At 43.3% G+C, this 16360-nt stretch carries 24 protein-coding genes, 1 tRNA gene and 2 pseudogenes; 10 read left to right on the top strand and 17 right to left on the bottom strand.

The window, feature by feature from the left end; translation table 11 throughout:
- Window positions 1–58 precede the first annotated feature (58 nt).
- The 6 genes from WKT20_RS15715 (at window position 59) to WKT20_RS15690 (ending at window position 4441) form a co-directional block, all read left to right on the top strand.
- Window positions 59–292: a hypothetical protein gene (locus WKT20_RS15715; protein WP_007562474.1), complete on the top strand. Its 234-nt coding sequence runs from the start codon at window positions 59–61 to the stop codon at window positions 290–292.
- A gap of 375 nt (window positions 293–667) precedes the next feature.
- The gene (locus tag WKT20_RS15710; protein WP_007562471.1) at window positions 668–1969 is read left to right on the top strand and encodes a reverse transcriptase domain-containing protein; all 1302 of its coding nucleotides are present in this window, start codon (window positions 668–670) and stop codon (window positions 1967–1969) included.
- Window positions 1966–2451, top strand: coding sequence for a DUF4376 domain-containing protein (locus tag WKT20_RS15705; RefSeq protein WP_007562469.1), 486 nt, complete (start codon window positions 1966–1968; stop codon window positions 2449–2451). The genes WKT20_RS15710 and WKT20_RS15705 overlap by 4 nt, the downstream gene beginning before the upstream one ends.
- Before the next feature lie 185 nt (window positions 2452–2636).
- Entirely contained in the window at window positions 2637–2879 is a 243-nt protein-coding gene (locus WKT20_RS15700; protein ID WP_007562467.1) for a hypothetical protein, read from the top strand.
- A 66-nt stretch (window positions 2880–2945) separates the two neighbouring features.
- Entirely contained in the window at window positions 2946–3584 is a 639-nt protein-coding gene (locus WKT20_RS15695; RefSeq protein ID WP_007562465.1) for a thymidylate synthase, read from the top strand.
- Entirely contained in the window at window positions 3581–4441 is an 861-nt protein-coding gene (locus WKT20_RS15690; protein ID WP_007562461.1) for a DNA adenine methylase, read from the top strand. The genes WKT20_RS15695 and WKT20_RS15690 overlap by 4 nt, the downstream gene beginning before the upstream one ends.
- 109 nt (window positions 4442–4550) lie before the next feature.
- Here WKT20_RS15690 and WKT20_RS15685 read toward each other — a convergent pair whose 3' ends face one another.
- The 17 genes and pseudogenes from WKT20_RS15685 to WKT20_RS15605 all read right to left on the bottom strand — a co-directional run bounded on the left by WKT20_RS15685 (window position 4551) and on the right by WKT20_RS15605 (window position 13132).
- A complete protein-coding gene (locus WKT20_RS15685) occupies window positions 4551–5117 on the bottom strand; it encodes a hypothetical protein (protein ID WP_340417681.1) in 567 nt (188 codons plus the stop codon).
- Window positions 5114–5476, bottom strand: a complete 363-nt coding sequence (locus WKT20_RS15680) for a VRR-NUC domain-containing protein (protein WP_340417680.1) — start codon at window positions 5474–5476, stop codon at window positions 5114–5116. The genes WKT20_RS15685 and WKT20_RS15680 overlap by 4 nt, the downstream gene beginning before the upstream one ends.
- A 141-nt stretch (window positions 5477–5617) precedes the next feature.
- Entirely contained in the window at window positions 5618–7324 is a 1707-nt protein-coding gene (locus tag WKT20_RS15675; RefSeq protein WP_340417679.1) for a DEAD/DEAH box helicase, read from the bottom strand.
- A gap of 4 nt (window positions 7325–7328) precedes the next feature.
- Complete coding sequence (locus WKT20_RS15670) at window positions 7329–7982, bottom strand: hypothetical protein (protein ID WP_118494562.1); 654 nt, start codon at window positions 7980–7982, stop codon at window positions 7329–7331.
- Between the two features lies 1 nt (window position 7983).
- Window positions 7984–8409 carry a hypothetical protein gene (locus WKT20_RS15665; protein ID WP_022053932.1) on the bottom strand — a complete coding sequence of 142 codons (426 nt, stop codon included), beginning with the start codon at window positions 8407–8409 and terminating at the stop codon, window positions 7984–7986.
- Window positions 8406–9221 carry an HNH endonuclease gene (locus WKT20_RS15660; RefSeq protein WP_340417678.1) on the bottom strand — a complete coding sequence of 272 codons (816 nt, stop codon included), beginning with the start codon at window positions 9219–9221 and terminating at the stop codon, window positions 8406–8408. Before WKT20_RS15660 ends, WKT20_RS15665 begins: the two co-directional genes overlap by 4 nt.
- Window positions 9208–10143 (bottom strand): ATP-binding protein, encoded by a 936-nt coding sequence (locus WKT20_RS15655; RefSeq protein WP_118165684.1) that lies wholly within the window; start codon window positions 10141–10143, stop codon window positions 9208–9210. The genes WKT20_RS15660 and WKT20_RS15655 overlap by 14 nt, the downstream gene beginning before the upstream one ends.
- Before the next feature lie 77 nt (window positions 10144–10220).
- Window positions 10221–10502 (bottom strand): hypothetical protein, encoded by a 282-nt coding sequence (locus tag WKT20_RS15650; RefSeq protein WP_204475990.1) that lies wholly within the window; start codon window positions 10500–10502, stop codon window positions 10221–10223.
- Window positions 10492–10851, bottom strand: coding sequence for a helix-turn-helix domain-containing protein (locus tag WKT20_RS15645; RefSeq protein WP_340417677.1), 360 nt, complete (start codon window positions 10849–10851; stop codon window positions 10492–10494). The genes WKT20_RS15650 and WKT20_RS15645 overlap by 11 nt, the downstream gene beginning before the upstream one ends.
- The gene (locus WKT20_RS15640) at window positions 10848–11054 is read right to left on the bottom strand and encodes a hypothetical protein (protein ID WP_340417676.1); all 207 of its coding nucleotides are present in this window, start codon (window positions 11052–11054) and stop codon (window positions 10848–10850) included. Before WKT20_RS15640 ends, WKT20_RS15645 begins: the two co-directional genes overlap by 4 nt.
- A 22-nt stretch (window positions 11055–11076) precedes the next feature.
- Window positions 11077–11152 (bottom strand): annotated as a pseudogene (locus WKT20_RS15635).
- A gap of 31 nt (window positions 11153–11183) precedes the next feature.
- Window positions 11184–11564 (bottom strand): annotated as a pseudogene (locus WKT20_RS15630) (zinc-finger-containing protein); the annotation flags it as partial.
- On the bottom strand, window positions 11561–11875 hold the full coding sequence (locus WKT20_RS15625) for a hypothetical protein (RefSeq protein ID WP_340417675.1): 315 nt from the start codon (window positions 11873–11875) through the stop codon (window positions 11561–11563). The pseudogene WKT20_RS15630 and the gene WKT20_RS15625, both read right to left, overlap by 4 nt.
- 19 nt (window positions 11876–11894) lie before the next feature.
- A tRNA-OTHER gene (locus WKT20_RS15620) sits at window positions 11895–12014 on the bottom strand.
- A gap of 55 nt (window positions 12015–12069) precedes the next feature.
- Window positions 12070–12258 (bottom strand): hypothetical protein, encoded by a 189-nt coding sequence (locus WKT20_RS15615; RefSeq protein WP_317345812.1) that lies wholly within the window; start codon window positions 12256–12258, stop codon window positions 12070–12072.
- Window positions 12245–12409 carry a hypothetical protein gene (locus WKT20_RS15610; RefSeq protein ID WP_340417674.1) on the bottom strand — a complete coding sequence of 55 codons (165 nt, stop codon included), beginning with the start codon at window positions 12407–12409 and terminating at the stop codon, window positions 12245–12247. The genes WKT20_RS15615 and WKT20_RS15610 overlap by 14 nt, the downstream gene beginning before the upstream one ends.
- Before the next feature lie 438 nt (window positions 12410–12847).
- Entirely contained in the window at window positions 12848–13132 is a 285-nt protein-coding gene (locus tag WKT20_RS15605) for a hypothetical protein (protein WP_317345810.1), read from the bottom strand.
- Between the two features lie 163 nt (window positions 13133–13295).
- Here WKT20_RS15605 and WKT20_RS15600 point away from each other — a divergent pair, with 163 nt between their 5' ends.
- The 4 genes from WKT20_RS15600 (at window position 13296) to WKT20_RS15585 (ending at window position 16175) form a co-directional block, all read left to right on the top strand.
- Complete coding sequence (locus tag WKT20_RS15600; protein WP_317345809.1) at window positions 13296–13979, top strand: S24 family peptidase; 684 nt, start codon at window positions 13296–13298, stop codon at window positions 13977–13979.
- 8 nt (window positions 13980–13987) lie between these two features.
- Window positions 13988–15076, top strand: a complete 1089-nt coding sequence (locus WKT20_RS15595; RefSeq protein ID WP_340417673.1) for a type I restriction endonuclease — start codon at window positions 13988–13990, stop codon at window positions 15074–15076.
- 105 nt (window positions 15077–15181) lie between these two features.
- A complete protein-coding gene (locus tag WKT20_RS15590; RefSeq protein ID WP_317345806.1) occupies window positions 15182–15808 on the top strand; it encodes a hypothetical protein in 627 nt (208 codons plus the stop codon).
- A 115-nt stretch (window positions 15809–15923) separates the two neighbouring features.
- The gene (locus WKT20_RS15585) at window positions 15924–16175 is read left to right on the top strand and encodes a hypothetical protein (protein WP_340417672.1); all 252 of its coding nucleotides are present in this window, start codon (window positions 15924–15926) and stop codon (window positions 16173–16175) included.
- The last annotated feature ends 185 nt before the right edge of the window (window positions 16176–16360 follow it).

Here is a 16360-nt window from a genome sequence, read left to right as displayed (position 1 = left end):
ATTTAAAAGGTATTCAAATACCGGCGAAGCCGGTCGAAAAAATAGAATTTTGAGGTATATGAAAAAGATTATCGCATTTTTAAAAATGAGTAACCGTTACAAGCATCTTATCGGTGGTTTGATGGTAGGTCTATTGGGATTTACTCCTTGGACGGCCTTTTATGCTGCGGCCATTGCAGCTTCCTGTCTGGAACTGAAAGATACTCTTCGGGGAAGTCCTTGGGACTGGATTGATTGGGGGCTCACCGTCGCGGGTGGCAGTATATCCGTTTTATTTTGGATGATAGTGTAATTCGTTTATCTGTTTTGCCTGTTAAATCAGTAACTTTGCAAGCGGTAGAGTTCCCCAATAGTCCGTGTGGTCTATCGCGGGTACAACAATGCGAATGCGAATGGCGGTGTGTCGAATGCGAATGCGAATAACGATGCTTCGAATACGAATGCGAATGTCGGCTCGCGTCTGGAAATCTAACAAATCGGCGTACAGCAGCGGGGACGTGTCCCCGAAGCGGTGCCGAGGGGAGCAAGCCACAGCAACAGCACCAGAAAAGGTGGAAAGCTGAAAAATCACGCGTCGGGTGGAGTTTGGTAGGCTGTTATCAGTTCGAAGAAGTCAGACCCGGGGAAAGGAAGGCCCTCATCTTCCATGTTTATTAACCAATAGCTTATGCGCAGGGAAGGATATATTATCGAGGAAATCATCGAATACTCCAATATGTCGGAGGCATTCGATTCGGTACTTCGCGGAACCGATCGTAAGAGGTCAAGGCAGGGACGATTCCTGCTTGCCCATAGGGAGAAGATTATCACCGAACTGACGGCTTCCATTGCGGACGGCTCATTCCGGCTGGGCGGCTACCATGAGAGGGAAATTGAAGAATACGGTAAAAAACGTATTTTGCAGATCCTGTCCATGAAAGACCGCATCGCTGTGTTTGCCATCATGAATGTGGTGGACCGCCACCTGCAAAAACGTTATATCCGGACAACCGGTGCAAGCATCAAAAGGCGCGGTACTCATGACCTGATGAACTGCATACGTACCGATTTGCAAAAAAATCCGGAAGGCACGCTTTACGCATACAAATTTGACATCCGGAGGTTTTATGACAATGCGCGGCAGGACTTTGTTATGTGGTGCTTCCGGAGGGTGTTCAAGGACAAAAGGCTGTTGGTCTTGTTGGAGCGGTTTGTTAAGCTGCTGCCGGAAGGTATCAGTTTCGGACTGCGCAGTTCACAAGGGGCAGGAAATCTGCTTCTGTCTGTATTTTTAGACCACTATCTGAAGGATAAGTACGGGGTTCGTTATTACTATCGCTATTGCGATGACGGACTGGTACTCGGTAAAACGAAAGCGGAATTGTGGAAGATTCGTGATGCTGTTCACGGGCAAATGGGAAAAATAGACTTGGAAATAAAGCCGAATGAACGGGTGTTCCCTGTGGAAGAAGGCATTGATTTCCTTGGCTATGTTATCCGTCCCGACTATGTAAGATTGCGGAAACGCATCAAACAGAAGTTTGCCCGGAAAATGCACGAGGTAAAATCGAGAAAAAGACGGCGGGAACTGATTGCCAGTTTCTACGGCATGACGAAGCACGCCGACTGTAATAAGTTGTTTAAAAAATTAACAGGCAAAGAAATGAGAAGTTTTAAAGACTTGAATGTCGCTTACAAGCCGGAAGACGGTAAAAAGCGATTCCCCGGAGTGGTGGTAAGCATCCGGGAACTGGTAAACTTACCCATTGTAGTGAAGGACTTTGAGACCGGTATCAAAACCGAGCAGGGAGAAGACCGCTGTATTGTGGCCATCGAAGTGAACGGCGAGGCAAAGAAGTTCTTCACCAACAGCGAGGAAATGAAGAATATTCTCGCACAAGTAAAGGAAATGCCGGATGGTTTCCCGTTTGAAACGACCATCAAGACAGAGACATTCGGCAAAGGTAGAACCAAATACGTGTTTACATGAGAAGAGTTGAAGGAAGTTCCGGGGTTTCGCTGATGGAATGCACGAACCCGGTTAAAGACAAATGGCGCATCCGATGGGATGTGCAGGAAAAAGAGAACGGCTCTGCCTCCTACATGGAAGAGGAGTTCGGGCATAAGCCTACTGATGAGGAAATCCACACATTGGTTATGTCCTGGTATAACAGCCAGACTGATGCGGCTATCCTATCCGGATTCGCCTATAATGGTGCCCATGTATGGCTTTCTGTGGAGAACCAGTACAACTATAAGGCAGCATACGATTTGGCCGTTCAGACGGGCGGAGAAACCCTGCCAGTGACGTTTAAGTTTGGTTCGGATGAACAACCGGAATACCATACTTTTACTCAGTTAGAAGAACTGAAAGATTTCTATACAAAAGCAGTAGGATTCATTCAGACAGTTCTGGCTGAAGGCTGGGAAAAAAAGGACAAGTTCAATTTGGAATTATATCGGATTGAGTGATTGACAATCCCTTCGGGGGAGGGATAAAAAAAGCCCCCGGCCTGTTAATATAGACGCCAATCATTTATTAACACAAAACGCCACGAGAGTGCGCGACCGGGGGCAATGCCCTCTGCCGCACTCTCGTGGCGTTTTTACGCATTAAATAAATGATTGGCATTGCAAAAGTACAAAAATGATTGGATATGACATTGTTTGAAGCACTTAAATTTAACAGAGAACCGCTTGAAATGCTTATAAGTTTGGGCGGCAAGCAGGATGACCTTCGATTCATAGACTTATATACGGAGTATGAGGTCATGAAAAAACAAGGTGAAAAGACCACTTATGCAGTGGCGTTTTTGGCAAATAAATATTCGGTAAGCGAACGTAAGGTGTATGATGTTATCAAACGGTTTGGAAAGCACTGCACGCTCGGTGCAGTGTGATTGATGTGCCGGGGATGCCTTGTGTTGTCCGGTAGAGCTACCTTTGTACAACCAAAAATAAAGCTCATGAATAAGTATTACCAGACATTAGACAAGATACTCCAAACGGGCAAAATCCAGACCAATAGGAAAGGGCGTATCAAGTATCTATTAAACGAAAGGCTCATGCTAACCCCCGCTGATTTACTTGACATATTTGAAAGCCACGGGATAGCCAGGAAAAAGCTGAAAGAGGAATTGAAACTGTTTATGCAAGGAGTCCGGGATGTGGAAAAATACAAAGAGGCAGGGATTACCTGGTGGGATTATTGCGGCCATACCCTTGTAAACAGCTATCCAACTTACTTTGAAAAGCTTCCACCCCTCATAACCAGGATTAACCGGGAAAAGCGCAACAGCAAGAATTATGTCCTGTTTCTTGGAGAAACCGGGGTGGAAAGCAACCAGGCACCCTGCCTGAGTCTTGTGCAGTTCCAAATTGATGAGGGAGAATTGGTGCTATCTGCATATCAGCGTAGTTCTGATGCGAACCTTGGGCTTCCGGCTGATATTTATCATCTTTATCTGATGGCAAGGCAGGTGGAGCTTCCCCTGAAGTCCATAACCCTTGACCTTGGAAATGTGCATATATATGAAAATAACATTGACCGGACTCTGGAACTGTTATCCGGAGTTGAAAACATTAAATTTGACTTGAACGTATGAAGAATATGAATTTATCTGCACCACTGCCATTTGTAGGCCAAAAAAGAATGTTTGCTAAAGAGTTTATTAAAGTTTTGGAACAGTTCCCTGAAGATACCGTGTTTGTGGACTTGTTTGGCGGTTCCGGACTTCTTTCGCATATAGCCAAAAGAAGCAAGCCCGATGCTACTGTTGTCTACAATGACTTCGACAACTACCGGTTCAGACTGAAAAATATCCCACAGACAAATAAACTGCTTGCCGATATTAGGGAGCTGGTGGGTAATTCGATACCCAAACATAAACCAATTAAAGGGGAACTTAGAGAACGCATTTTTAAACGTATCGAGGAAGAAGAACTAAATGTTGGGTACGTGGATTTTATAACCTTATCATCCTCACTTATGTTCTCCATGAAGTATAAATTGTCTGTAGCCGAAATGCGCAAGGAAGTCCTTTATAACAACATTCGCAAGACCGGTTATCCGGAGTCTTCTGACTACTTAAAAGGGCTTGAAATTGTATCATGCGACTACAAAGCAGTATTCAACCAATATAAGGATGTTCCCGGAGTCGTCTTTTTAATTGATCCGCCTTATCTTTCCACTGATGTTGGTACGTACAATATGTATTGGCGCTTGTCTGATTATTTGGATGTTTTAAAGATACTCGAAAAGCATTCCTTCGTTTATTTCACATCCAATAAATCCTCCATACTTGAACTGTGTGAATGGATTGGAGCAAACAAAACCATTGGCAATCCTTTTGAGGGTTGTACAAAAAAGGAATTCAATGCCCACATGAATTATTCTGCCGAATATACAGACATGATGCTGTATAAGAAACAGGAAAAATTAGTTCATAAAACAGCTGCTTAGCACTGAACAAAGATACAATTTTTCAAGTAGAAGGCCAAACTTTTGAGCCTTATTTTAATGCCGTTATAAAGCCATTTTTTATGAAATTATAAAGCCGAAACAGAGGTCATTACAAAACTTTTGTTTCGGCTTTTTGAGTGTTGCGCGCTTTCCTTTTTTGAACGCTTCGTTTTGTCCTTTTCCCTGAAAATCGAACGCTTCGTTTCGGATTCTGCGGAAATTTGGATTTGCGGATTATAGATTTTTTCTTTTTCGGTTTTTCTTCGGGCGGAAATAACTCGCCAGAGTTATTATTATTCTTAGTCTTATTCTTAGTCTTTATAATAGGGTTACCATTTTGGTTACCGCTTTGGTTACTACTTTGGTTACCAGTTTGGTTACCGCTTTGGTTACCTGAGGTAACTAAAAGAATGTAAGAAGCAGCCTTTTCTCTTCTGTTCCCTTCAATGAAATCAATCAGCCCTTTTTGCTTCAATCGGTTGCGCAAATCAATTACAGTCTTATTGCTGTAACCTAATTCGGCTTGGATTAGACGTGTTGGTAATTCGAATGGGCAAAGCCAATTCCGGATGTTGCATTCCTTCAACAAAAAGAAATAGAAGTCTGCCTCATGCGCTGTCATCGGTTTATACCGTCGAATTTGCCAAAACTGATTAATGTAGTCAATGTAGGTCATAGTAGATAAGAATTAACCTCGTAAATAAACTCTTGTAAAGAACGGCATACCACATACTTGTTCCGGTACTTCTCGGCTTCTCTCTGCCATTCTTTCTGCCCGTCACTCTGTACCCCTTTCGGTGTCTTCATTTCAATACAGAGGGAAGCATATCCCTTTTTGGGGATAAGTAGTATCAGGTCGGCAACTCCCCTTACTACTCCCTCGTACCTCATCCTTGCTCCTGTCTTTGCATCCCTGCGGCCACCGTTCGGAACGGCAAAGAGAAGCAAAGCCAGATTTGGGTACTGAAGCCTGAACCATGTCAGGCAATCATGCTGTATCTGGCTTTCTGATAGCGGTGTAGTCTGCTTTCTCATTTTATTACAGTTTAAGCAACCTTCTTGTAGTTTCTTCATCTATAAAGTTTGTCCATCCGGCTTCATGTAACCTGATAGCGGCTTCTCTGAGAGTAATATTTCCACCCTCCACATTTTCTTTCAATGATTGCAATATAGTTTTCATAACTTCTGACTGAATAAGTTCATGGCCATATCCACCACGCTTTCCTTCACCACATCATCCGTTCCGGTCACACCGTTGGCAATGTTCTTTTTGGTCTGGATCACGTCATACATATAGCGGTCAATCGTATCTTTCCCTAAATAGTAGTAGCAGTTCACGTTATTCTTCTGGCCGTTACGGTGCGCCCTGTCCTCTGCCTGCTCGCAGTCTGAGAACGTCCAGGGAAACTCGATAAACGCCACACGGCTAGAAGCGGTAAGCGTCAATCCCGTACCTCCCGACTTGTAGTTAAGGATTATCAGCCTGCATTCCGGGTCATTCTGAAAACGGTCTACAGCATTCTGTTTCTGAACTGCATTATCATCACCCGTCACGGTCACCGCATCGGGGAAATGGTTTTTCAGTTCCATCACAACCTCCTTGAGGTAGGCAAAGACTATCAGTTTTTCTCCACCGTCTATCACGTCATGGATAAACTCGGAGAACACCTTAATCTTGCCCCTTGCGGATATGGATTTCAGGATGCCCATCTTCACCATTACCTCACCTATCAGAGCCTTCTGTATCTTTTCATCATCCGCATTCTTGTATGTACGCAGATACTGAATCAAATCGGCTTCCGCCTTGTCGTACTCCTTACGGTTGGTGATATCCACTTCGATATACTGCCGTGACTTGTCCGGAAGCTGCGTGAGTACCTTGGCCTTCTCCCTTCGGAAAAAGCAGGTGGTTGACAGTCTCCAGTTCAACTCCTTCACATTGGAACTCTGCTTAGGCCCGGCACAAAACTTTTCACAGAAGTTTTTATATCCTCCGAAGTCCTCCAGACGTCCCATTATCTTCAACTGCTGGATAAGGTCGGTATTGTTGTTCACTACCGGAGTCCCCGTAAGCTCCAGCACGTACTCCTTACCCTTGCATATTCCTTCCAGGAACTTGCTCTGCTGTGTCTTGCTGGACTTGCACTTGTGGCTCTCATCTATCACTACCGACTTGAAAAGTGAGATACGCGGGTCGAACGTGATGGAACGCATGGTAAAGCGTGCATCCTCCTTTATTCCCTGCACGAAGAACTTTTTCAGGCTCTCGTAGTTGGTTATAAAGATGTCGCACAAGGCCGTACCGTCCGCCTTCTTCTGTTCGTAGAAGCGTTGCCAGCTTGACTTGTTCTTGTCATCAAGGATGATCGCCTGCTTTCCGGCAAACTTCTTGAATTCACGCTGCCAGTTTATCTTCAAGGCGGCCGGACAAACAACAAGGCACGGATACGCCTTTGCTATCGTAACCGTGCCTATTGCCTGCAACGTCTTTCCCAGTCCCGGCTGGTCCCCGAAGATACACCGCTTATGCTGCAAGGCATAGGCGATACCTTCCTTCTGGTATTCGTAAGGCTCCAGAAGAAGCCCGTGGGGAACTGTCAGCTTCGGCAAATCAGGAATGGTGTAATCCGTTACAGCCCTGGAAGATACCGAACGCTGTACGCGGCTGCATATCCTTGCCGATACTGCCCACTCTCCCATCTTATCCACATACCATTTATCTTCAAGCGAAACCTTCCATGCGCGTTCATCAGGTATGTAGGCAGCTTTTGGATTCCTGGCCACACTCGGGATACGGTGTACCAGGTCTTTAAGTGTGGGATGATAGGGAAATGCTATCTTATAGCAATTCGGGGTTTGCGTTACACAAAATGGGTACAACATAATATTATGATGCTAACTGTGTGGTCTTGTGACGGCCGGAACTTCTGGGCTTGATTTTCTTCCCGTTCACCTCTATCGTCACTTTCGAGTTATCAATTATCTTCTGAAAGGCTTCAATGTCCGGACTTGACGGAGCTGCCGTCTGTGCTTCCGGTATCACATCAGCCTGAACATCTGCAGCAGCCTGCTCTTCGAACGGAAGTTCCTGCTGTACCACCTTCCATTTTTTGTTGAAGATATACTCGTTCACTTCATAGCTGCATGATTCTATGGCCTGCTCCAGCTCAAACTGAAATGCATAGTCCTCATTTTCGTCTGTAAACTTGGTGAACGGTGCGTTCAGGTTCAGCACCTTGTTGCTTTTCAGGAACCGCTTTCCGGTCAGTGTGACTCCCCTGCTGTCACCGTCACCTCCCACCGTATATCCGGTCACCTCAAGGATGCTGTCAATATTCTCCGGCATATCTTCCAGGAACTCCTTACCGTCCGCTTCCTTCTGTTCACAGAGGAAAGCCATGTGGGGAACCAGAGCCTTGAAAGCGTTTATCAGGTCATTGGTCACGAGGTTCTTTCCCTCTACCGTCACCGTACCCGTTTCATCCATATAGGTTGCAACGAGGGTATTATCCTTCGTCACTTTTGCTTTTGTTATATCCATGTCATCTCCTGTATTTATATTCGTTAATAAACTCCTGATAGTACAAGTCATCCGGAAGAGGAAGCGATATTCCCAGCTCAGCCGCCGCATCCGCCTTCACTTTATTAAGAAAGTCCGTCATCTGCAAAGTGTTCAGACGTGACGTGCTTCCGGCAACAACCGTCTCCTTTCCGTTTATTACAGCCGTCCGGCGAAGGAAAAGGCTGCAGTAGTAGTCATGTACGTCCTGCTTGTCCGTTCCGGTCTCCTGCTCGATGCACGTAAACCAAAGCCACATCAAGGCATTCTGACTGATAGTCCGTGGCTCCGTATAGCGCTCGATGACGACCTTGTAACGTCCGTTCCGAAGCTGGCTGCACATGAAGTCGAAAGGCTTGTCAATCCTCACCACTCCCTTTTCCTTCACCAGAATAGCTGTCTGACTCATTGTCCAAAAATCTTTTTATCAGTGATTAATTCTTTGTTAGCTTCCAGAAACTCAATAAAACGCTCTACATGGGCTGTGAGCAACTTTACGCTCTGCTTGTGATTGTAGGTATAGTATTCCGGATAACGTGTCCCAGAAATGAGCGGAGTGCGGCTGGTACCGCCTTTCAATGCAAAGGCCGTATACTCAAATGCGCTTACGCTTTCCATCTCTCCTGAAGCTATCAGGCAGTAAGGATACACATGCCGCTGCCAGCCGTGCTCATACTTTCCGAAGCTGTACGAGCTTGTCGTCTTGATGTCATATACCACATCACGCTTGAGCTCGTCGATGAATCCGTAAAGCTCCACATCACCGTATCGTGTGGGCAGGATTGCAGAGACATACAACTGGCTTACCGCCCCATCGAAATACTTGGCCTGCTCAATAACCCAGGCGCGGTCAAAGAGGAAGTTCCGCATGGGTGCCAGCTCCGTAGCCGGGAAAGTCACCTGAACGGTATTCGTTTCCCTGTCTCCGATAATGGAATACGGAGCACGCTCACTGGGAACGTGCGGCTCATTATGGATTGCCATGTCCACAAGCGCATTGAAGGCCGTACCCTTGTCGGCTGCTTCGCTGGCAAATGGTACACGGTTGATCGCGTCAATCAGGGACTGTTTCAGTTCCGCTTCAACTTCTTCCGGAGAGCGTTTGTACTCTCCGGTTTCATTGTCTATGTTGAAGAAGCTCTCCACCTCTTCATCCGCCCTCAGATAAGCTTCGAACTTATCCAAGAGTGACGGATACATTCTGTACTTAGGCTGCTGCATATTCCTTCTTGATTTTGTCAAACTTCAAACCCAGTTCCTTGCATCGTTTGTTAAGAAGCTGTCCAGCCTGCAGCTTGCTGTCAAAAATGTGCTGCATACCTGCAAGTGATTTTGCCACGCTGTTGGCCGACTCCACGTCATTCACAAGTTCCACCTGCGCCTTGATTACTTCCATCAGGTCTTCATATTCGGAAGAAAGTTCTGTCTGTTTCTCCTGATATTTCGAATAGGTATTGATGATATTCGTCATGAAATTGTTCTCTCCGGTCACATCACCCTTGTCATTGATAATGATTGGAATCTCCATGCGTTCAGGAAGATTGCAGGTGTTCTTTCCGTAGAACTTCTCGCAAGGATTGAAGGAAATGGTACGCTTCTTTCCGATAGCTTCCATGTAACCGACCAAATCCAGCTCCTTAATCAGGTCACCGGCAGATGAACCACCGATTTCCGGACGTATCTGCTTTTCCTCACCGTTCTTTTCCTCACGTTCATGCGCAACAAATATCACCGATTTGCCCATAAGGGATACCTGATTTACAAAGTTGATGAACATGTTCTTTCTTACTCCATAGCCCTGCAGGGAAAGAGTACCATCCGCCTTGCGCATCTTCGGATTGTTCTGCATGATATACTTGTCCATGAAGGAAAGCATCTTTCCGGCGGTATCAATCACGAACGTAGCATAGTCGGCAATCTCAGGAGACTGCATCACTTCATCCACTTCTTCCCATTTCGTTATCTGTACCGTATCCACACGGTGGGCAGCGTTCACACGGTGTACGCCACCGTCAAAGTCCAGAAGAAGCGGATGCGGTGCCGACAAGGCCAGTGTGGTCTTTCCCATACCTGGCTGTCCGTAAATAAGTGCTGACAAGGTTTTCTTTACCTGCAATTCATTTGGTTTCTTAATAAGTCCCATAATCAAAAAATTTAAGTGGTTAATAAACTGATATATCTTTTGTCCTGAAAGGCGGCCAGACCTCTCCGGACGTGCTTTCATCCCATTGCAGCTCTAAGCTGACTTGAAGGGCCATACTTCAAATCGTCCAACTGCTTTATGGAAAATATTTTCGGGGAATTCTGATACACTCCCTTCCGTATCCATTTTGCAGCACCAATGGCTATCTGATGGTCCAACCATCCTTCACCGTACCTGCGGCACGCCTTGGAATAGGTTATCTCGTCAGAAGTCGGGTTGCTGCGTCTGATGTATTCCTCCACCGCTTCCTTTGCGGTCTCACGGATAATCACCTTCAACTGCCATGCGTCAATCTCCATCTGCTCTCCTCCTTACTACTCTAGTTACTCTTGCTCTTGTCTGCATCCGGCATCTTCTCATGTCCACATGGTAATCTGTTACCGCCATGAGGATAAAAAGGAATGAGAAGAACATTTCCAGCCCATGTTTACGAATCTCCTTCAGGTCGAAGTTGATTTTCAGCTTTTCGCAGAACATATACAGAACCAGCTCCGTATCCTTGCTGATACCCAGCTTCCGGTATATGTCGCGCTTCTGTGCCTTGATTGTCCATGTAGAGCGGCCAAGACTGTCGGCCACCTCCTTATCCGCAAGCCCCTTGCAATACTGCTCTGCAACCAAGTGCTCACGTTCCGACAGAGCATTCATGATACACGCTTGATTTTGAACTCTCCGTTCTTTTTGTCTATCACCCCCACACGTTTCCAGTCTGCACCTTCAACACACATTTCCAGACGGAGTCTACAGATTGTCGTGTTGATTGATGAGATTGAAGCGACCGGGAATATCACTATTTCACCGACCTTCATTCCCCGTAAGGTCTGCGCCCAGTTTTCTGTTACTTTTACCATATCGCTTACTTTTTAATGTTTGCTGGCAGAACGGGACTTGAACCCGTGACTTCCATGCTAACCCTTACATGGTGTTCTACCGCCTGAACTATCTGCCATTTGTTTATTTACTATCGGCCTGCATAGCATAATCACACGTTTGCAATCATCTACATCGAACATACCTATGTGACAAATTTCACGTGGTATATTTAACTGATTGGATAACCATAGGTAAGCCTTGCTTCTGTTAGAGCTATTAGGGATATGCTTCTTCCAAATCTTATTGATAAGATTGGTCTTGGCTATTTGGTCAAAATAGAAGTGAGCTTCTTTCTTGGCTTCCCTTAGCTCTGCATTAGCCAAACGCCCTAACGCTTGGTCTGTTCCTTTATGCACACCGACATAAGCCCGGCAATCTTGGCAGAGGTAAATCATACCGTATGAGCGTCCGTAGATTATGGAACTGTCCACATATTCGGTAGGCTTGCCACAATAGGGGCAAATCTTTCCTGTCAGTATTTCATTCATACCCCAATCCCCAAAACATCTATAACGTCTCCAATATCTTCGCAATCAGTAATATCGTCAAAAGAGATGTATCTGTTATCACAGCCATATCCATCGCCTGAAGGACTATCACCTATGAGTGGGATTATCCCTTCAAGATTGTCTTCTTTGATGGCTTTTGCCACAGCATTTAATCGTTCAATAACAGCTTTCTTCAATGCCTCTTTGTAGCGTTTGTTAATTATTCCACTTACTTCTTTGTCTTTCATTCCTGACTCTTTCAAGCAGCGAAATAATTCATTCCTAAAATCCTTATCAAAAATCTTTTCCATATAAATTATATTAAATTAGTGGTACCGGCAGGATTCGAACCTGCATGAGAAACTCCCTTCCTTTTAGGTGTAGAATAACACTGTGCTCTGTCTCTCTACCCATCCGACTTATAGCGTCTACCAATTCCGCCACGATACCAAAAATGCCGAACTTCATAGCCCGGCATCTACCTATTTTCTATAACCCATAAAAACTAATCGACTAAGACAACTAACGATTTGACCATGTTCTTGAAACTCTCAAACTTCGATTCAATCTTTTTCTCTTCTTCCATGTAATACAGCATTGATTTTCTGTATTCTTCGGATTCGCGTTGCAGATTCTGTGTGTATGCCACGAGTTCATCATGCGTCATACCCTGTAATTCCTCATTTGTTTTCATGTCTATTCTGTTTTAAATTATTGATTTCCGTATCTATCTCCTTATCGAACAGCTCCCGTCTGTCCAGTTCCCTTGAGCGTGCCGCCAGAATGGCGTTGATGTCTGCAAAATCATCGCAGATGCTCTTTATTACCTTTTGAAGCTCTTCCATCCTTGTCCATTTTATAAGCGGCCCAGAAGCCAGTTATTACAAACCCTGAAAATCCAATCCAGTAGACCGGATTCAAATCCTGATTGAAGTGCATCACCAATACGGACAATGCACATAAAGCAAGTAGTATTTTCATGTGATTATTATTTGATTCGTGCCCCGATAAGCTCTCTCTGCTCTTCCCACCGGAGTTATCAGCTACTATTCTTCACTGCATGACCGTTCGGGACATTTGCCATTATTTAGCCAGGCTGCTTGCATCGACCTTGCGGCTGCTTGCTTCGACCCTTGAATCCTCGCGTCCTCTATGCTGGTAATGAGGGTATGCGCCAGTATCGCTTTCTGGAACGGACTGCTTAGGGCAGTCAATCCTTCATGTTCCCTACCTCCGCATCAAAGGGTAGGCTCTATGGCCGGATAGGGATTGCGTTATCCTGATTAATCTCCGCAATATTTCGAACCAAGGTAACCTCTGTGGTTGTCCGGATAAACGGCCGCTTCCGTTACACCTGACCAGTCGTAGCTGACCGCCTTGCAGGCTGACTTCAATCCTGACAAAGGCTGGCTTTTTGAATCCATGGCTTTCTTCATTGACACCTGGAGTTTTGCCATTTTCCATGTTGATTTCAGAACTTCACCGAAAGTCTTTCCTTTCTTCTTAGCAACATATTTATATGTTCTCCAAGCATCCTTCATTATCTGTTTCAAATCATATATTCTCATGGCGTTACCTCTTTTTAGTTATCACTTTTATTTGGCGGTTTCCCGTTTTTTCGTTTCCTTTGTTTATTGTTTATTGTTTGATGTTGCAAAGATAGATTTAATATCTAATTTATCAAACAATAAATCTAATTATATTTAGATATTAACTCTAATTAACTCTATTATGGCTGGATTGAAAGAACGACTCTTCTACTTTATCGAATACAAAGGATTAACCGTACAGTCATTTGAAAAAACAGTTGGCTTAAGCAATGGTGCAGTATCTAAAATGGGAGATAATACCAGACGTTCAACAATAGATAAAATATCTAACTTTTTTGGTGACTTAAACAAAAATTGGTTGCTTACAGGAGAAGGAGAAATGCTTATTGGTGAATATCCTACAGGAAATGATATTACAATACACAAAAGAGATACTGGGAAAAAAGTCAATATAAAATCAGAATACATCACCTATCTACTTCCGATGTCAGCTATGGGAGGTTCATTAACTGGATTTGCTTCTCCTAGTGTTTTCTTGAATGATTGTGAAACTATAATATCTCCAATAGAAAATGTAGATTTTGCAATTACGGTATATGGAGATAGCATGTCACCCGAATATCCATCAGGCTCGCGCATTCTTATAAAAAAGATAAATCCCAATATTTTCATTGATTGGGGTAAAACTTATGTACTCGATACACCCAACGGTGTTATAGTAAAGGAGGTACACGAATGTAGAGAGAAGGAAGGATACATAAAATGCCACTCTATCAATCCAGACCCTAAATTCTCAGATTTTGATGTACCTCTTTCAGAAGTATACGGTATGTATAGAGTATTAATGTGTTTATCTGCTAAATAATATAAACTATGGACTTTAAAGACGCAATCAAACAGCTTGCCGACAGAGTTGAAAAGCTGAAAGAAAACATTCAGACAGAAGAAGCTACTAAAAACGCATTTATTATGCCTTTTATAAATGCACTAGGATACGATGTATTTAACCCTCTTGAAGTCATTCCTGAAATGACTTGTGACATCGGCACGAAAAAAGGAGAAAAGATTGACTATGCCATCATGAAAGATGAGCAGCCAATCCTTTTAATTGAGTGCAAGCATTGGAAACAAGACCTTAACATACACGACAATCAGCTACTTCGATACTTTAATGTATCTAAAGCTAAATTTGGACTGCTAACAAACGGAATCATCTACCGCTTCTATACAGACCTCAAGGAACCTAATATCATGGATGATAAACCATTCCTGGAAGTTGATATTACAGATCTCCGCGATAACCAAATCGAAGAACTCAAGAAATTCCATAAATCATATTTTGACGTTGAAAATATACTCAGTTCTGCAAGTGAATTAAAGTACATGGGAGAACTCAAAACTATTATACAAAACGAGTTTTCAAACCCAAGTGCAGATTTCGTAAAAATGTTCGCAACCAAAGTATATGATGGTCGTATGCTGCAGAATGTCGTAGACCAGTTTACCCCATTGGTAAAACGTGCCATATCATCACACATCAATGATATTATCAATGAACGTTTAAAAGGAGCACTAACTGTCAGTGATGCAAAACCAGAAGCCCAACAAACTAAGGTTGAAGAAACAAAAACAGAACCCCCAGTAGAAGCACAACCAGATTCAAAAATTGTTACGACAGAAGAAGAACTTGACGCATATCGTATCATACAAGCTATTTGTCGTCAGAAAGTAGATGTGTCAAGAATAGCATACCGTGATGCACAAACTTACTTTAGTGTGTTGCTTGATGACAATAACCGCAAACCAATCTGCCGTATGTACTTTAACACAGTAACGAAATATGTTGCAACTATTGACGAAAACAAGAAAGATGTAAAACATGCTATTGAAAGCCTTGATGATTTATTCCAATATACTGAAGATTATTTCAAGGCTATAGACATGTACGAAACCAAAGAATAACCCTTTAATTGACTTATAGGTAGTTACCAATTCATTTAGTAGTAACTACCTGTACTTCTATGTAGTTTTTTAATTACATAGTAAAAAATGCTATATTTGTAAAGAATGGATAAGATTATAGAAAAACTGATAGAACTGATGCCGCTTTGGACTGTAATAATCATTGCGATAATGTTTGTCGTAATGAAATTTTACTACACGCGGTTCAAGGTGCTGGAAGATAAAACCAAACATGCAGATTGTCAAAACAAAAACAATAAGATTGACGAATTGTCTTCTGACATCAAACAAATGAAACAAGACTTTGATAGCATAAAAGAAGACATTACAGCAATCAAAGCCGTCTTGATACAAAAATTCCCAAATTCAGCAAACGTATTTAGTATGAAAAAAAGTCCAAGAAGATTAAACGAATTAGGAGAAAAGATATTTAGCCAAATACACGGAATGGAATTCCTGAACGAACACAAGTCTTTCTTCTTTTCGAAAATAGAAAGCATGAATCCTAAAACAGAACTGGACGTAGAAAACGCAGCCAATTTTGCATGCTCCGGTTTTACAGATAATGATATATTCAATGGAATTAAAGATTTTGTTTATAACGCTCCATCCATAACTATCACAGGTGAAAATGGAGAAAATAAATCTTATGACATAACTCTTGGAGATATATGCTACATATTAAGCCTCCCTCTTAGAGATATGTATTTGGAGGAAAAATTCAAAAAATAACATATACTGCATAATTATTTATTTGTATTGTATTAGCAATCATATCAGTTGAATTCTATATATAGAATATACGGAGACTCTATCAGAAAAGAAAAGATTAAGAACATACGTTTCTATGAATACTGATATTACTTCATGTGCAGACACGTACACAACATCAACTTACTGTCAGCTCTCCCCGACCTGCAAAGGATGGGGATGTCGGTTCCTGACCACACCCATTGAGGAGATACCAGTAACAGTCCAAGAAAAAGCCAAGCTGTTCTCAAAGGTGTATCGGGAAGCGAAACGGAAAGGAGTGCTTGACTGCCCGCACTACCGCTCGATGTTCATTGATGAAGTGCTGGAAAATATAGGAATAAATTAAGCCGAAGGTTACTCCTCCGGCTTTTCTTTTGTATAGAAGCTCCAGTCGAACAAATCCAGAAGCCTTCTGTTAGCGTCCCAGAGCGGCCGAAAATCTTTTTCTATATAAACCCTCGCAAGGGCCATTTTCGGGTCACTGTGGTTAAGCATTTCGTCCACACGGGCTATATCAATGCCAAGCCTGTT

It is taken from the genome of Phocaeicola sp. ICN-14070, assembly GCF_037892625.1.
In the GTDB taxonomy this organism is placed as follows: domain Bacteria; phylum Bacteroidota; class Bacteroidia; order Bacteroidales; family Bacteroidaceae; genus Phocaeicola; species Phocaeicola plebeius.
The sequence above is the reverse complement of the archived record's forward strand: the minus strand, read 5'-3'. Positions and strand labels throughout refer to the sequence as shown.

What these genes read in the sequence shown, in the direction of transcription:
- WKT20_RS15715 (WP_007562474.1), top strand. Translation starts at nt 59, where the DNA reads ATGAAAAAGATTATCGCATTTTTAAAAATGAGTAACCGTTACAAGCAT.
- WKT20_RS15710 (WP_007562471.1), top strand. Translation starts at nt 668, where the DNA reads ATGCGCAGGGAAGGATATATTATCGAGGAAATCATCGAATACTCCAAT.
- WKT20_RS15705 (WP_007562469.1), top strand. Translation starts at nt 1,966, where the DNA reads ATGAGAAGAGTTGAAGGAAGTTCCGGGGTTTCGCTGATGGAATGCACG.
- WKT20_RS15700 (WP_007562467.1), top strand. Translation starts at nt 2,637, where the DNA reads ATGACATTGTTTGAAGCACTTAAATTTAACAGAGAACCGCTTGAAATG.
- WKT20_RS15695 (WP_007562465.1), top strand. Translation starts at nt 2,946, where the DNA reads ATGAATAAGTATTACCAGACATTAGACAAGATACTCCAAACGGGCAAA.
- WKT20_RS15690 (WP_007562461.1), top strand. Translation starts at nt 3,581, where the DNA reads ATGAAGAATATGAATTTATCTGCACCACTGCCATTTGTAGGCCAAAAA.
- WKT20_RS15685 (WP_340417681.1), bottom strand. Translation starts at nt 5,117, where the DNA reads ATGACCTACATTGACTACATTAATCAGTTTTGGCAAATTCGACGGTAT.
- WKT20_RS15680 (WP_340417680.1), bottom strand. Translation starts at nt 5,476, where the DNA reads ATGAGAAAGCAGACTACACCGCTATCAGAAAGCCAGATACAGCATGAT.
- WKT20_RS15675 (WP_340417679.1), bottom strand. Translation starts at nt 7,324, where the DNA reads ATGTTGTACCCATTTTGTGTAACGCAAACCCCGAATTGCTATAAGATA.
- WKT20_RS15670 (WP_118494562.1), bottom strand. Translation starts at nt 7,982, where the DNA reads ATGGATATAACAAAAGCAAAAGTGACGAAGGATAATACCCTCGTTGCA.
- WKT20_RS15665 (WP_022053932.1), bottom strand. Translation starts at nt 8,409, where the DNA reads ATGAGTCAGACAGCTATTCTGGTGAAGGAAAAGGGAGTGGTGAGGATT.
- WKT20_RS15660 (WP_340417678.1), bottom strand. Translation starts at nt 9,221, where the DNA reads ATGCAGCAGCCTAAGTACAGAATGTATCCGTCACTCTTGGATAAGTTC.
- WKT20_RS15655 (WP_118165684.1), bottom strand. Translation starts at nt 10,143, where the DNA reads ATGGGACTTATTAAGAAACCAAATGAATTGCAGGTAAAGAAAACCTTG.
- WKT20_RS15650 (WP_204475990.1), bottom strand. Translation starts at nt 10,502, where the DNA reads ATGGAGATTGACGCATGGCAGTTGAAGGTGATTATCCGTGAGACCGCA.
- WKT20_RS15645 (WP_340417677.1), bottom strand. Translation starts at nt 10,851, where the DNA reads ATGAATGCTCTGTCGGAACGTGAGCACTTGGTTGCAGAGCAGTATTGC.
- WKT20_RS15640 (WP_340417676.1), bottom strand. Translation starts at nt 11,054, where the DNA reads ATGGTAAAAGTAACAGAAAACTGGGCGCAGACCTTACGGGGAATGAAG.
- WKT20_RS15625 (WP_340417675.1), bottom strand. Translation starts at nt 11,875, where the DNA reads ATGGAAAAGATTTTTGATAAGGATTTTAGGAATGAATTATTTCGCTGC.
- WKT20_RS15615 (WP_317345812.1), bottom strand. Translation starts at nt 12,258, where the DNA reads ATGAAAACAAATGAGGAATTACAGGGTATGACGCATGATGAACTCGTG.
- WKT20_RS15610 (WP_340417674.1), bottom strand. Translation starts at nt 12,409, where the DNA reads ATGGAAGAGCTTCAAAAGGTAATAAAGAGCATCTGCGATGATTTTGCA.
- WKT20_RS15605 (WP_317345810.1), bottom strand. Translation starts at nt 13,132, where the DNA reads ATGAGAATATATGATTTGAAACAGATAATGAAGGATGCTTGGAGAACA.
- WKT20_RS15600 (WP_317345809.1), top strand. Translation starts at nt 13,296, where the DNA reads ATGGCTGGATTGAAAGAACGACTCTTCTACTTTATCGAATACAAAGGA.
- WKT20_RS15595 (WP_340417673.1), top strand. Translation starts at nt 13,988, where the DNA reads ATGGACTTTAAAGACGCAATCAAACAGCTTGCCGACAGAGTTGAAAAG.
- WKT20_RS15590 (WP_317345806.1), top strand. Translation starts at nt 15,182, where the DNA reads ATGGATAAGATTATAGAAAAACTGATAGAACTGATGCCGCTTTGGACT.
- WKT20_RS15585 (WP_340417672.1), top strand. Translation starts at nt 15,924, where the DNA reads ATGAATACTGATATTACTTCATGTGCAGACACGTACACAACATCAACT.